The organism is [Mannheimia] succiniciproducens MBEL55E (genome assembly GCF_000007745.1).
Taxonomy (GTDB): Bacteria; Pseudomonadota; Gammaproteobacteria; order Enterobacterales; family Pasteurellaceae; genus Basfia; species Basfia succiniciproducens.
Map to the genome: position 1 here is coordinate 1,820,632 of NC_006300.1, position 13,784 is coordinate 1,834,415.

The 13,784-nt window shown below is 42.9% G+C and carries 14 protein-coding genes; 3 read left to right on the top strand and 11 right to left on the bottom strand.

Annotation, left to right across the window (positions count from 1 at the left end; all coding sequences use genetic code 11):
- The first annotated feature begins 88 nt into the window (after positions 1-88).
- A complete protein-coding gene (folB, locus tag MS_RS08365) occupies positions 89-445 on the top strand; it encodes a dihydroneopterin aldolase (RefSeq protein WP_011200987.1) in 357 nt (118 codons plus the stop codon).
- Positions 445-1,347 carry a DMT family transporter gene (locus MS_RS08370; protein ID WP_041639977.1) on the top strand — a complete coding sequence of 301 codons (903 nt, stop codon included), beginning with the start codon at positions 445-447 and terminating at the stop codon, positions 1,345-1,347. Before folB ends, MS_RS08370 begins: the two co-directional genes overlap by 1 nt.
- Before the next feature lie 64 nt (positions 1,348-1,411).
- Here MS_RS08370 and lipA read toward each other — a convergent pair whose 3' ends face one another.
- The 11 genes from lipA to rhlB form a co-directional block, all read right to left on the bottom strand.
- Positions 1,412-2,374, bottom strand: a complete 963-nt coding sequence (lipA, locus tag MS_RS08375) for a lipoyl synthase (protein WP_011200989.1) — start codon at positions 2,372-2,374, stop codon at positions 1,412-1,414.
- 4 nt (positions 2,375-2,378) lie between these two features.
- On the bottom strand, positions 2,379-3,044 hold the full coding sequence (gene lipB, locus MS_RS08380) for a lipoyl(octanoyl) transferase LipB (RefSeq protein ID WP_011200990.1): 666 nt from the start codon (positions 3,042-3,044) through the stop codon (positions 2,379-2,381).
- 100 nt (positions 3,045-3,144) lie between these two features.
- Positions 3,145-3,444, bottom strand: coding sequence for a DUF493 family protein YbeD (gene ybeD, locus MS_RS08385; protein WP_011200991.1), 300 nt, complete (start codon positions 3,442-3,444; stop codon positions 3,145-3,147).
- A 180-nt stretch (positions 3,445-3,624) separates the two neighbouring features.
- Positions 3,625-4,809, bottom strand: coding sequence for a serine hydrolase (locus tag MS_RS08390; protein ID WP_011200992.1), 1,185 nt, complete (start codon positions 4,807-4,809; stop codon positions 3,625-3,627).
- 143 nt (positions 4,810-4,952) lie between these two features.
- A complete protein-coding gene (locus MS_RS08395; RefSeq protein ID WP_011200993.1) occupies positions 4,953-5,540 on the bottom strand; it encodes a septal ring lytic transglycosylase RlpA family protein in 588 nt (195 codons plus the stop codon).
- 69 nt (positions 5,541-5,609) lie between these two features.
- The gene (rodA, locus tag MS_RS08400) at positions 5,610-6,728 is read right to left on the bottom strand and encodes a rod shape-determining protein RodA (RefSeq protein WP_011200994.1); all 1,119 of its coding nucleotides are present in this window, start codon (positions 6,726-6,728) and stop codon (positions 5,610-5,612) included.
- Positions 6,725-8,764, bottom strand: a complete 2,040-nt coding sequence (gene mrdA, locus MS_RS08405; protein ID WP_041639980.1) for a penicillin-binding protein 2 — start codon at positions 8,762-8,764, stop codon at positions 6,725-6,727. The genes rodA and mrdA overlap by 4 nt, the downstream gene beginning before the upstream one ends.
- 40 nt (positions 8,765-8,804) lie before the next feature.
- Positions 8,805-9,272, bottom strand: coding sequence for a 23S rRNA (pseudouridine(1915)-N(3))-methyltransferase RlmH (gene rlmH, locus MS_RS08410; protein WP_011200996.1), 468 nt, complete (start codon positions 9,270-9,272; stop codon positions 8,805-8,807).
- A 93-nt stretch (positions 9,273-9,365) separates the two neighbouring features.
- Positions 9,366-9,674: a ribosome silencing factor gene (rsfS, locus tag MS_RS08415; protein ID WP_011200997.1), complete on the bottom strand. Its 309-nt coding sequence runs from the start codon at positions 9,672-9,674 to the stop codon at positions 9,366-9,368.
- Between the two features lie 203 nt (positions 9,675-9,877).
- Complete coding sequence (cdd, locus tag MS_RS08420) at positions 9,878-10,768, bottom strand: cytidine deaminase (RefSeq protein WP_011200998.1); 891 nt, start codon at positions 10,766-10,768, stop codon at positions 9,878-9,880.
- 172 nt (positions 10,769-10,940) lie between these two features.
- Positions 10,941-12,194, bottom strand: coding sequence for an ATP-dependent RNA helicase RhlB (gene rhlB, locus MS_RS08425; RefSeq protein WP_011200999.1), 1,254 nt, complete (start codon positions 12,192-12,194; stop codon positions 10,941-10,943).
- Positions 12,195-12,494: 300 nt separating this feature from the next.
- On the opposite strand from rhlB, the gene rho reads away from it, so the two are divergent.
- Positions 12,495-13,757 carry a transcription termination factor Rho gene (gene rho / locus MS_RS08430; protein WP_041640233.1) on the top strand — a complete coding sequence of 421 codons (1,263 nt, stop codon included), beginning with the start codon at positions 12,495-12,497 and terminating at the stop codon, positions 13,755-13,757.
- Positions 13,758-13,784 lie beyond the last annotated feature (27 nt).

The window sequence follows — 13,784 nt, forward strand, 5'->3', positions numbered from 1 at the left end:
ATGAGTGAAATGCGATAAATAGTTCGTTTATTCTACCTAAAATTGATAGCATATAGCCAATTATATTTCAGCAATAATAGGAAACCTTATGATTGATCGCATTTTTATTGAAGAATTAACCGTTTTTGCCCAAATCGGCGTTTATGATTGGGAGCAACAAATCAAACAGCGTCTTATCTTTGATATTGAGATGGCATGGGATAGCAGCAAAGCGGCAGAAACCGACAATGTGAGTTATTGCTTAAATTATGCGGAAGTCAGTCAATTTATTATTCAATATGTTCAATCGAAGCCTTTTTTATTAATTGAACGGGTGGCGAATGAAGTTGCCGAACAATTGCAAAAAGAATTCGGCATAAAATGGATTAAGCTGAAATTAAGCAAACCTAAAGCGGTTGCCGAAGCCCGTAATGTGGGTATTATTATCGAACGAGGTCAGTGTTAATGCCGCATTTTACCCAAAGCAAAGGTTATGGTTATTTCTGCCTTATTCTTGCCACCTTCTTTTGGGGCGGTAACTATATGTTCGGCCGAATCCTGAGCCATGTAATTCCGCCGATTATTTTAAATTATTTACGCTGGCTGCCCGCCGCAATTATTTTACTGCTGCTGTTTGCTAAATATCTTCCTCAGCAACGGCATATTATTCGCAAAAATTGGCAAATTTTAACCGCACTTGCATTACTAGGCGTGTTGATTTTCCCCGTATTTTTATATCAGGGTTTGCAAACCACCACTGCGCTAAACGCCAGTATTTATCTTGCCGTGGTACCGATTGTGGTGATGTTTTTAAACCGGATTTGTTTTAAAGATACTATTCGCTTTCCCGTTTTTATCGGGGCGTTAATTAGCTTTATCGGCGTATTGTGGCTACTAAGTCACGGAGAGCTTAGCCGACTGCTGACGTTTAACGTAAATCGAGGAGATTTATGGGCTATCGGTTCCGCTGTCAGTTGGTCGGTTTATTGCAGCATTATCCGGTTGAGACCTAAAGAAATCGGCAATTCCGTTATGCTGACCGCACAAGTCGGCATTGCTATGATAATTTTCACACCGGTGTTTCTTTCTCAATTGAATACCGAAAATCTACAGATTATCAGTGAGCTGACTTATGGCCAATGGATGATTATTCTCTATCTCATAATTGGTCCTTCAATTCTCTCTTACGGGTTCTGGAATTACGGTATGACCATTGTAGGCGGGACAAAAGGCGCCGCGTTCACCAACGCTACCCCGCTTTTTGCGGCGGCACTTGGCATTTTAGTGTTGGGTGAACAGTTGCACGGCTATCATTTGATTAGCTCTTTGCTGATTGTTATCGGGCTTACTCTTTGTAATAAAAAATAACGATAAAAAAGTGCGGTAAAAATTTTCGAATTTTTTACCGCACTTTTTGCTTAAGATCTGTTTATTACTTCACCAATCCGCCGCTGGCTTGTAAATCCGCATGGTAAGAAGAACGCACAAACGGACCGCAGGCTGCGTGTTCAAAGCCCATGACTTCTGCTTTGGTGCGGAATTCGTCAAATTCTTCAGGCGGCACATAACGGGCGACCGGTAAATGGAAACGGCTTGGCTGCAAATATTGCCCTAAGGTCAGCATGGTTACCCCGTTATTTCTCAGGTCTTGCATCACGTTTAAAATTTCTTCGTTTGTCTCGCCCAATCCTACCATTAAGCCTGATTTGGTTGGAATATGCGGGAATAATGCTTTAAATTCACGTAATAATTTCAGCGACCATTGATAATCCGCACCCGGACGAATATCGCGATACAAACGAGGTACATTTTCCAGATTATGATTAAACACATCCGGCGGATTGTCTTTTAATTTATCCAACGCCTGTTCAATACGTCCGCGGAAATCAGGCACCAAAATTTCAATTTGGGTATTCGGGTTAATTTTGCGGATTTCCTTGATACATTCGGCAAAATGCCCCGCACCGCGATCAGGCAAGTCGTCGCGGTCAACGGAAGTAATCACCACATATTTCAATTTCATATCCTGAATAGTTTCCGCTAATTTTTTCGGTTCTTCAGGATCCGGCGGCAACGGTTTACCGTGCGCAACGTCACAGAACGGGCAACGGCGCGTACAAATTGCCCCGAGGATCATAAATGTCGCCGTGCCATGATTAAAACATTCGTGCAAATTAGGGCATGAAGCTTCTTCACAAACGGAATTTAACCCGTGACGACGCATACCGTTTTTAATACTTTGGATTTTAGCCGAATTGGCGGGAAGTTTTATCTTCATCCAGGAAGGTTTTTGCAGTAACTCCTGGTCGGGATCAATATTTTTAACTTGAATGATCGAGGTTTTCGCTGCATCGCGGTATTTTACCCCTCGTTCCATTTTAAATGCGGTACTCACTAGGTTATTCCTTAATGTTAAAAATTTGTTGCTTATTATAGCCTAAAATTGTTACAAAGTGTTCAACTAATTTTGGCGAAACTTTGCCGCAATCCGCCTCCTGAGGTGAAACGAAATCCGCCAGCTGAGCCATTTCCAACCCCGCATAGCCGCAAGGATTAATACTGTGAAAAGGTTCGAGATCCATATTAATATTAAGCGCCAGCCCGTGGAAAGAACAACCGCGGCGAATACGCAACCCCAGCGAACAGATTTTTTTGCCGTCAATATAAACGCCCGGCGCATCCGCTTTTGCATAACTTTCAATGCCGTAATCCGCCAACGTGTTGATAACGGATTGTTCCAGCGCACTCACCAGTTGGCGGACACTAATATCCCGCCCCTGTGTTTTAAGCCGCTTAATATCGATCAACACATACATAATCTGCTGACCGATTCCGTGATAGGTAATTTGCCCGCCGCGATCCGACTGCACAACGGGAATCGCCGTGCTACGGAGTAAATGCTCGGCTTTGCCCGCTTGCCCTTGCGTAAAAACGGAGGGATGCTGAACCAACCAAATCTCATCGGCACTTTTATCAGTGCGATTGTCGGTGAATTCCTGCATTTCATGCCAGGTTTTTTGGTAATCCCGTATACCGAGTTGACGGATAATTAATTTTTGTTCCATATAAAATTCTAAATACGTTGCTAAAACCAAACTATATACAAAATGCAAAACTATAAAAGAAGAGCCTCAACGGAGGCTCTCAAAAAACATTCGGCTATTATTAAAGAACCATTCTCACGCCTTCAATTTTAGCCAATTCTTCATACAGTCTTTCTATTTGTTCGATTTCTTCCGCAATAATATCAATAGAAACCGAGTGGTATGTTCCCTTGCTGCTCACGGCATTACGCGGATTATAATCGCCTTTTGCGTGCTGCTGTACCAGCATCACCACATCATCAATTAAATCCGGGCGTGCGGCGCCTACAACTTTAAAGGTAAAACTGCATGGAAACTCTAATAAATCTTTTAATTTTTGTTGCGGTAGTTCTGATAAATTTACTGTTTTTGTTTCGCTCATCTCTTTATCCTTTAAATTATTAAATTCTGCTCTTACGTGTTGTCACAATATAAAGCCGAAATACAAAATTTCAATGGTGAATAATCAGTCAAAATTTTGAAAAAACGAACCGCACTTTGCCATGAAGCGAAATGCGGTTTTTAATTAACGCTTAACAAATTAAATAACGTCGCCTATTACCTAGAATAAACTCTTAATCGTTAATACTAACCAATCCCAGGCTTTACCAAAAATTCCGCCTTCTTCAACGTCTTGCATTGCCTGTAAATCGACTTTTGCCACATCTTTACCGTCTAATTGGTAAATCACTTTACCCACGACCTGACCTTTTGCTAAAGGCGCTTCTAAATATTTCTTATCTAATTCGAAACGGGCTTTTAAATCGGCATTACGGCCCTTAGGCACGGTAATAAAGCGATCCTGCAACACGCCGATCTGTACTTTGCCCTGATTGCCGTAATAAATATCCTGGTTTGTAACCGCTTTACCCGCTTCTAAAGTTTTGAAGGTATCAAAACTGTTGAACGCCCATTGCAGTAGTTTTTTACTTTCCACTTCACGGCCTTTATAAGTCGGCACACCCATCACCACCGTAATCAAACGCATATTATCCGCGTTCGTTGCCGAGGCGACTAAGTTATAACCTGCCTGGCTTGTATGACCTGTTTTCATTCCGTCAACATTGATGGTTTTATCCCATAATAGACCGTTGCGGTTCGGCTGTTTGATTTTATTGAAAGTAAAGTCTTTTTCCGCATAAATTTTATACTCTTCCGGCAAATCACGGATAATATGTGCGCCGATAATCGCCATATCTCGTGCCGACGAATATTGGTTTGCATCATCTAAACCGTGTACCGTCGTGAAATGCGTGTTTTTCAATCCGAATTGTTCGGCATATTTATTCATGCTGTTAATAAAATTATCCGTTGTACCGGATACGTGTTCGGCCATGGCAACACAGGCATCATTACCGGATACAATAATAATACCGCGGTTTAATTGCTCAACCGTAACCTGTTGATTCAGGTTCAGGAACATTTTAGATGAATCGGGGAAATTCTTACCCCATGAACTTTCGCCGACAGTAATGGTATCGGTATTATGAATTTTACCTTGCTTTAACGCATCACCGATTACATAGCTTGTCATCATCTTGGTTAATGAGGCCGGATACTGACGTTGATCAGGATTTAAGGAAGCAAGCACAGCGCCGGAGTTATAGTCCATAACAACATAGGTTTGTGCATTCACTTGAGGAGGAACTATACCGAAATTAACGTCTTCGGCGGACACCGTTAATGGTAGAGCTAATAAACCGGCAAATATTGCCAAGCTTGTTTTTTTAAGTGCGTTCTTTAACATCGATAAATCCTTCGGATAAATAAAAATAATAAGTCGGTTTTGCCTGCTTTCAATCCTTAATTCTCAGGCTAAATAAGCAGACAAAGTGACGTCATTTAACATGTCGTCACTTTGTATAATAAAATAAATCAAACATTTGTCATTTATTTGATTCTATCGCGGGCTTCATCGGTTCTCGCATTTTTCACTAATGTTGATGCGCCAGCACCGGAGATCTGACCGCTGCGATCAACATGTAACGCTTCCACTCGCACATTTCCAACACCTGCTCTAATTAAACCGAGCTCGTTTGCAGCGGCATGTGATAAATCCATAATGCGTGTTTTGGAAAACGGTCCGCGATCATTAATACGCACAATCACTTTTTTGTTATTACGCAAATTAGTCACTAATGCATAAGAACCTAAAGGCAGGGTTTTATGTGCTGCGGTATATTGCTGGTTGCTGTATTTCTCACCGCTCGCCGTGCGACGCCCGTGAAACTTGTTGTGATAATAACTTGCTTTCCCTTCTTTACTGTAATTTTTTGCATTACGAGAAGTTTGCGTAGTATATTTTCTACCGTTTACAACATAAGTATTTGATGATTTTGCAGCACCCTTATGTTCTAATTTCGGCCCTGCAATACCATAATGTTTTTTTGTATTATTTACCTGCGCAGTATTCGAACTTGCCGAACAAGCGGTTGTCATCACTGCTAATAATACAGTTAATAAGAATTTTAGTTTCATAATAGATACTCTAGGTTAGTGTCCTAAATTTCCACAGATATCAGACTAATCTGACCGTGAAAACTTTAATTAGTTCCCTTTGTGATAAAGAGTACGTTTATGCGTATGGATTGACATTATTACGCCAAATCCCGCCATTAATGAAACAAATGACGTTCCACCATAACTGATAAGCGGTAATGGTACACCTACTACCGGTAAAATTCCACTTACCATCCCAATATTTACAAATATGTAAACAAAGAAAATTAATGTTAATGCGCCGGTTAGAATACGTCCGAACGCAGTTTCCGCATTAACACCGATAATTAGACCCCGAATAATAATAAAGAAATAAATTAACATCAATAGCGTAATTCCAAACATACCCTGTTCTTCACTTAATACGGCAAAAATAAAGTCGGTATGAGGTTCGGGTAAGAAGTCCAGCTGAGACTGCGTGCCTAACATCCAGCCTTTACCCCATAATCCGCCCGAACCGATAGCAATTTTAGACTGAAGAATATGATAACCGGCACCGAGCGGGTCTTTTTCCGGATCCAATAATGTTAGCACTCGCGTTCTTTGATAATCATGCATTAAATACAACCACATAATCGGTATAAATGCAGCTAAACCGACTACTGCCGCCAAAATAAGCCACCAGCTCATACCTGCTAAAAATACAACGAAAAGCCCGGAGGCGCTTACCAAAATAGATGTCCCCAAATCCGGTTGAATTGCCACTAACAAGGTCGGCACTACAATAATTGCCAGTGCAATAACGGTTTCGGAAAGCTTAGGCGGTAATTTTTTATTTCCTAAATAAACCGCTACCATCAATGGCACCGATAGTTTAACGATCTCTGACGGCTGAAAACGGAATAAACCCAAATCAAGCCAACGTTGAGCACCTTTACTGGTAGTACCGATTAAATCCACCAAAATCAGCATAATAAGTCCGACAAAAAATAAATAAGGCGCAATACGTTGATAAAAGCGAGGTGGGAATTGAGCCATTACAATCATCACCGCAAATCCCAATACAACCTGGATAATCCGGCTACGGAACATTGTCTCACTGCCACCAGAAGCGCTGTATAACACAATTAAACCGTAGCCCGAGACAACCAATAATCCGACCAGCAACAGAAAATCAAGGTGCAACCTGGTCCAAATATTTGAGAAGATAGATTTTTTCTCGGTCATTCTGTCGCCCCTTCGTGCGGTAATGAAATAGGTTCTTCAATAGGCATATCGCCTGATGTTGCAGCCTCCTCACTATTATTTTCAGCCGCTTTCGACTGTTCTGCTGCGGAGTTTACGCTCTGCTCATCAGTAATCCCTTCTAATTTGGCAACTTGCGGCAAACGATGCAATAAATAATAATCCATAATTTGACGCACTACCGGTGCTGCATTGCCCGAACCGCCGCCGGCATTTTCTAAAATAATGGAAACCACGATATGCGGGTTTTCATAAGGAGCGTATGCGGTAAACCAGGCGTGATCATGTAATTCCCGTTTTAACTGGCTTGCATCATATCGTTGATTTTCTTTCAAACTAAACACCTGTGCCGTGCCGGATTTTCCCGCCACCCGATAAGCGGCACCGGTAAACGCCTTACGCCCTGTTCCGTTCGGTGCGTTGACAACACCGTACATTCCGCGTTTTGCCTCATTCCAGGCGGCTTTAGTCGGTTCCGAAATATCCTCATACAACAAAGGATCCTTATAAGGCTCTTTCTCCGAACCCACAGTTTCTTTCATTAAATGCGGCGTGTTTACTTTACCGTCATTAACCAACACGCTGGTCGCTTTAGCCAACTGCAACGGTGTTGCCGTCCAGTAGCCCTGCCCGATACCGACGGGAATCGTATCGCCTATTACCCAAGGTTTTTTATAACGTTTTTGCTTCCATTCCCGGGTCGGCATAATACCGGAAGTCTCTTCCTGAATATCAACACCGGTCGGTACGCCGAAACCGAAACGAGTCATCCATTCCGACATCTTATCAATCCCCATTTTATAGGCGACCTGATAAAAATAAGTATCCGCAGACTCGGTAATGGATTTATATAAATTTAATGAACCATGCCCTGTTTTTTTCCAGTCCCGGAAACGTTTTGTACTGTTTGGCAATATCCAGTAACCGGGGTCGAAAATAGTCATATTCGGCGTAATAACACCTTCCGTTAATGCGGCAACGGCAATAAACGGTTTCACGGTAGAAGCCGGCGGATAAGCCCCTTGAGTCGCCCGGCTGTATAAAGGCCGCGTCGGATCCTCCAACAAACGCTTATAAGCCGAACCTGAAATACCGCCTACAAATAAATTGTTATCATAACTCGGACTGGAAACCATGGCTAATATGCTGCTGTCCCGCGGATCCATTACCACAACGGCCCCTTTCTGGCCGGCAAGTAAATCGGTAATAAAGCGCTGTAATTCTAAATCAATAGTTAAATAAATACTCTTCCCCGCAACCGGAGGCTGCTCGCTCAACTTGCGGATAACCTTACCGCGGTTATTGATTTCTACCTGTTCATAACCTGCCGTGCCGTGCAACTGATCTTCGTAAAAACGTTCAATACCGAGCTTACCGATATCCGTTGTACCGGCATAATTAGCGTCTTTTTCTTCTTTTTTCAGCCGTTCTACATCTTTGTCATTAATTCGCGCCACATAACCTAAAATATGGGTTAAAGGCTCACCATAAAGATAATGGCGTTTAAAGTACGGACGAATATCCAGACTCGGATAATTATATTGATTCACCGCAAAACGGGCGATTTGTTCTTCCGTTAAATCGGATTTCAGCATAATCGGCGTATAGCGAGAAGAACGACGGCGTTCTTTCTTAAACTGTTCGATATCGCTATCCGTTAACCCCACCACATCTCTGAGTTCGTCAAAAGTGCGGTCTAAATTTTCCACTTTTTCCGGTACTATATATAGCCCGAAAAAGGTCAGATTTTCCGCTAATAATTTACCGTAACGATCATAAATCAGCCCGCGGGTAGGCGGTACCGGCAGCAATTTAATACGGTTGCCGTTAGAACGGGTTTGATATTTATCATATTCCGTTACCTGCAGATTATATAAATTTGTGAATAAAACTACCGTCAGCAAAAGCGTACCGATAAAGGCCACTAATGCTCGACGGGCAAACAGATTCCGCTCCGCCTTATTATCGCGAATCGGATCGTGTCGAGGTGTTGCAAAAAGTTTTGTTAACAAATTCATATTCTTCAAAAATGAGTGAACGCTATTCGCTCAATATTAATTATTCCCGGTGATAAGGGTGATTCGTCGTTAATGACCAGGCTCGATAAACGCTTTCCGCCACAACCACCCGCACCAGCGGATGAGGCAAAGTAAGCGGTGAAAGCGACCAGCTTTGTTCCGCCGCCGCTTTACATTCCGGCGACAAACCTTCCGGCCCACCGATTAGCAAACAAATATCCCGACCGTCATTTTTCCAGGATTCAAGTTGCCGGGCTAATTGATCCGTGGTCCAAGGTTTACCGGGAATATCCAGGGTCACCACCTTTCCCCGCCCGCAAGCGCTAAGCATGGCTTTGCCTTCCTGCTCCAGAATCCGTTTGATATCCGCATTTTTTCCCCGTTTGCCGGCAGGAATTTCAATTAATTCAAAAGGCATATCTTTGGGAAAACGGCGTTGATATTCCTCAAACCCCACTTTCACCCAATCGGGCATTTTTGTTCCCACTGCAATTAACTGAATTTTCATTTATGCTGTAACCCTTATGATATCGGATTGAAAAGTGCGGTCAAAAAAATGCAATTTTCCGTTATACGAATTGTGAAGAATCTCAGAGGAATTTTACGCCCAAAGTTTTTCCAATTGATACATTTGACGAGCGTCACCTTGCATAATATGTACAATTGCCTGACCGAAATCCACCACGATCCAATCGGCGACCGCTTTACCTTCTTCGCCAAAGCTTTCAAAGCCCGCCTGTTTGCTTTCATCAATTAGCTTCTGCGCCACGGAGGCAACATGACGGCTGGAAGAACCGGTACAAATAATCATATTATCGGTGACGGAAGACTTGCCTCGCACGTCTATACATTCAATCTCTGTTGCTTTTAAAGCATCCAGTTTATCTACAAGAAAATCGACTAAATTCATTCTGCTTATATCATCCTATTATCTTAAAACGGGCAATTTTAACACGAGATAACCGGAATCTGAATAAAAGAGCGAAAATTATACAAAAAATCATTCAAAACCCGCATAACGAATTATTTTTCTTTGAAGCAGTTGACAGCGTTAATGTCAAAAATAATCCTTTCGAGGATTATAGATAAAAATTCAATGTACTTTTATTGGACTTATAGCGAAATATATTCGATATCAAGCCCTAAATGAGCGCCGGCGAGACTTTGCGTCATCGGTAGGCTGGTTAAATCCGCCTTTGCCTCCGCCATTACGACACGACTGACTTTTACATCAATCAGCCCTTGCAAACGCTGATAATTCAGCGCCGATTGCAACGGCAGAAAAGTCGGATTAAAAGCGGCATTTTCCGCATAGCGCCCGCAAATAATTAGCTCGCCAAGCTGTAACGCCACACCGCTGAAAGCTTGACTGTAAGGCGCGTAAGACTGACTTGCAGCCTCTACCGCCGCACGAATCAAAGGGTCATGCCCTTGATAGTTAAACGGATGAGATTGCCCGTCAAAAAACACATTTTGAATATTCAGATCTTTCGGCCCGAATGCATCCGGCAAATAATTGTGCAGCAAATTATTTTGGCTATGAGGCAAATGGATTTTAAGCCGTTCGGCGCTGTTCAATTCATTCATAAACTGGCGGCAATGCCCGCAAGGCGTGTAATTCACCACCATGTGAGCAATAGCTTTTTCTCCCGCCAGCCAGGCATGAGAAATCGCACTTTGCTCCGCATGTACGGTCTGTTGCATAGAGGCTGCAACAAATTCCTGATTTGCGCCAAAATAAAACGAACCGGATTGGCCGATTGCGATCGCTCCCACATTAAACTGAGAAATCGGCGTTAACGCATAACAAGCGGCGACAGGCAAACATCGCAACGCGAACTCAACCGGTGAAAGGGCGAATTGCCGGCAAAATTGTTGCACGGTAGCTTGTTCCAACACCGCTTTATAGCCTTGCGCTTCAAGTTGAACCACCACCTGGCGAATTAAATTATCCCTTTTTTGTTCGACTAAGTCGGTTAACCCTTTAATAATTGTATTTTTCATTTAAATCTCCTTATTTTGGGCTAGGCCTGTTTATCTTTTATAAATAAACGCTAATTATAAAGAATTGAAAAATCAACGTCCGTGATCAAGATCTGGCTTCTGAAAAATCAGAAAAAAATACCGCACTTTTGCCGTGAATCGGAACAAAAGTGCGGTATTTTTTAAGTGAATTTTAAAAACGTTTTTTGAAAGGCTTTGCCCCGTTTCGATTATGACGATTGCTTGCCGGCAGACTCGGTTTTAAACGGTAAGGTTTTGCCAAATCGCGAATTAACGAGTCGGAATCATATTGACTTACCGCAATATGGTGCCCGATATATTCTTCGATGGCAGGCAGATTCATCGCATATTCTTCGCAGGCGAAACTAATGGAAACGCCGCTTTCCCCCGCTCGACCGGTTCGCCCGATACGGTGCACGTAATCTTCCCGGTCGTCCGGCAAATCATAATTAAATACGTGAGTAACATCCGGAATATGCAAGCCGCGCGCCGCCACATCCGTCGCCACTAAAATATCCAAAGCGCCGTCGGTAAACTGTTTCAGCAGAGATAAACGTTTTTTCTGCGCGACATCACCGGTCAGCAAACCCACACGATGACCGTCGGCGGCTAAATAACCCCAGATTTTCTCGCATTGATGTTTGGTATTGGCAAAAATAATGCAACGCTCCGGCCATTCTTCTTCTAATAAAGTGATAAGCAACGGCATTTTATCTTCATTGGAAGGATAAAATAATTCCTCTTTAATGCGGTGACCGGTTTTTTGCAGCGGTTCCACTTCCACATATTCGGGATCATTCATATCTTCAAACGCCAGCTCCCGCACTTTGTAAGAAAGGGTTGCGGAAAACAGCAAAGTAAGGCGCTGCTTAGGTGAAGGGCATTTGCGCATTAAATAGCGAATATCTTTAATAAAACCGAGATCGAACATGCGATCCGCTTCATCCAGCACCACCACCTGAATATGCGATAAAGCAATAATATTTTGTTTCACATAATCAATAATGCGTCCGGTAGTGCCGATAATAATATCCGCACCCGCTTCAATGGCTTTCAGCTGTTTGTCATAACCGTCACCGCCATAGGCAAGTGCGGTTTTTAAACCGGTGGTTTTCACCATACGTTCCGCATCATGAGCGATTTGTACCGCAAGTTCTCTGGTCGGCGCCATAATCAACGCCCGCGGATGATTCGTTTTAACGGGATGTTCTAATAAATGGTGGAAAGTTGCGGTTAAAAACGCCATGGTTTTGCCGGTACCGGTTTGCGCCTGCCCGGCAACATCTTTACCCGCCAATGAAATAGGCAAAGAAAGCGCCTGAATCGGCGTACAATATTCGAAGCCGTTACTTTCTAAGGCTTCCAATACTTTGGCATTAAGGGGTAAATCGGCGAAACGCTGTTGGCTTAAATGATCTAAAGACATAAATAAAAGGTCTGCTTATCTATTTGTTTATTGTGGCGCTAAGAATAGCATGATATGCGAAAATCCTCAAAAAATATGCAAGGCAAGTTAAACAATTCCGTATTCTGCAGGCGGTTTGACAGAACAAAATTAAAAAATCCATTATTTTTAACCGCACTTTTTATAAGATTTTTTTAACCAAAAACTAGACACCTCGTCGATTTAATGGTAACTTTAGCCCATTCAAAATTACTGCCGACAATTAAGCAGACAAGTCAAAATTTCATTAAATCCAATCAAAAAGACTCTCAACAAATTATTATGCATTTAACAGAATTAAAAAATACGCCCGTGTCTGAATTAGTCGCGCTTGGCGAAGGTCAAATGGGCTTAGAAAATTTAGCTCGTTTACGTAAACAGGATATCGTTTTTGCCATTCTTAAACAGCACGCCAAAAGCGGCGAAGATATTTTCGGCGGCGGTATTCTTGAAATCTTACCGGACGGCTTCGGGTTTCTTCGTTCCGCCGACAGCTCTTACTTGGCGGGCCCGGACGATATTTACGTCTCACCTAGTCAAATCCGCCGTTTCAACTTACAAACCGGTGATAAAATCGAAGGTAAAATCCGCCCGCCGAAAGAAGGCGAACGTTATTTTGCCCTGTTAAAAGTTGACCAGGTTAACGATGACAAACCCGAAGTTTCCCGCAGCAAAATTCTTTTCGAAAACTTAACGCCTTTACATGCCAATTCCCGTTTACGTATGGAACGCGGCAACGGCTCAACGGAAGATTTGACCGCGCGCATTCTTGATTTGGCTTCACCAATCGGTAAAGGCCAACGCGGTCTTATCGTGGCGCCGCCGAAAGCGGGTAAAACCATGTTGCTGCAAAATATTGCACAAAGCATCACCCACAACTATCCGGAATGTGAATTAATCGTACTGCTTATCGACGAGCGTCCGGAAGAAGTTACCGAAATGCAGCGTTCGGTGAAAGGCGAAGTTATTGCCTCAACCTTTGACGAACCGGCGTCCCGCCACGTTCAGGTTGCGGAAATGGTAATCGAAAAAGCAAAACGTTCCGTAGAACATAAAAAAGATGTGGTGATTTTATTAGACTCAATTACCCGTCTTGCCCGCGCTTACAACACGGTCACGCCGGCTTCCGGTAAAATCTTGTCCGGCGGTGTGGACGCCAACGCCTTACATCGCCCGAAACGTTTCTTCGGTGCGGCTCGTAACGTGGAAGAAGGCGGCAGCTTAACCATTATCGCCACCGCTCTTGTTGATACGGGTTCAAAAATGGATGAAGTTATTTTCGAGGAATTCAAAGGTACGGGTAATATGGAATTACATCTTTCCCGCAAAATTGCGGAAAAACGCGTGTTCCCGGCTATCGACTTCAACCGTTCCGGTACCCGTAAAGAAGACTTGCTCACCACGCCTGACGAATTACAAAAAATGTGGATTCTGCGCAAAATCCTTAACCCGATGGGTGAAGTGGAAGCCATGGAATTCCTTATTGATAAATTAATGGTGGCCAAAACCAACGAAGAATTCTTCGAAATTATGAAACGTTCGTAATCCAATTAACTAAAGAAAAATGATCGC

Excerpts from the sequence above, each read along its gene's own strand:
- cdd (WP_011200998.1), bottom strand. The coding sequence starts at position 10,768 with ATGAAAAATACAATTATTAAAGGGTTAACCGACTTAGTCGAACAAAAA.
- MS_RS08390 (WP_011200992.1), bottom strand. The coding sequence starts at position 4,809 with ATGTTAAAGAACGCACTTAAAAAAACAAGCTTGGCAATATTTGCCGGT.
- rlmH (WP_011200996.1), bottom strand. The coding sequence starts at position 9,272 with ATGAAAATTCAGTTAATTGCAGTGGGAACAAAAATGCCCGATTGGGTG.
- mrdA (WP_041639980.1), bottom strand. The coding sequence starts at position 8,764 with ATGAATTTGTTAACAAAACTTTTTGCAACACCTCGACACGATCCGATT.
- rho (WP_041640233.1), top strand. The coding sequence starts at position 12,495 with ATGCATTTAACAGAATTAAAAAATACGCCCGTGTCTGAATTAGTCGCG.
- rsfS (WP_011200997.1), bottom strand. The coding sequence starts at position 9,674 with ATGAATTTAGTCGATTTTCTTGTAGATAAACTGGATGCTTTAAAAGCA.
- MS_RS08370 (WP_041639977.1), top strand. The coding sequence starts at position 445 with ATGCCGCATTTTACCCAAAGCAAAGGTTATGGTTATTTCTGCCTTATT.
- lipB (WP_011200990.1), bottom strand. The coding sequence starts at position 3,044 with ATGGAACAAAAATTAATTATCCGTCAACTCGGTATACGGGATTACCAA.
- folB (WP_011200987.1), top strand. The coding sequence starts at position 89 with ATGATTGATCGCATTTTTATTGAAGAATTAACCGTTTTTGCCCAAATC.
- ybeD (WP_011200991.1), bottom strand. The coding sequence starts at position 3,444 with ATGAGCGAAACAAAAACAGTAAATTTATCAGAACTACCGCAACAAAAA.
- rodA (WP_011200994.1), bottom strand. The coding sequence starts at position 6,728 with ATGACCGAGAAAAAATCTATCTTCTCAAATATTTGGACCAGGTTGCAC.
- rhlB (WP_011200999.1), bottom strand. The coding sequence starts at position 12,194 with ATGTCTTTAGATCATTTAAGCCAACAGCGTTTCGCCGATTTACCCCTT.
- MS_RS08395 (WP_011200993.1), bottom strand. The coding sequence starts at position 5,540 with ATGAAACTAAAATTCTTATTAACTGTATTATTAGCAGTGATGACAACC.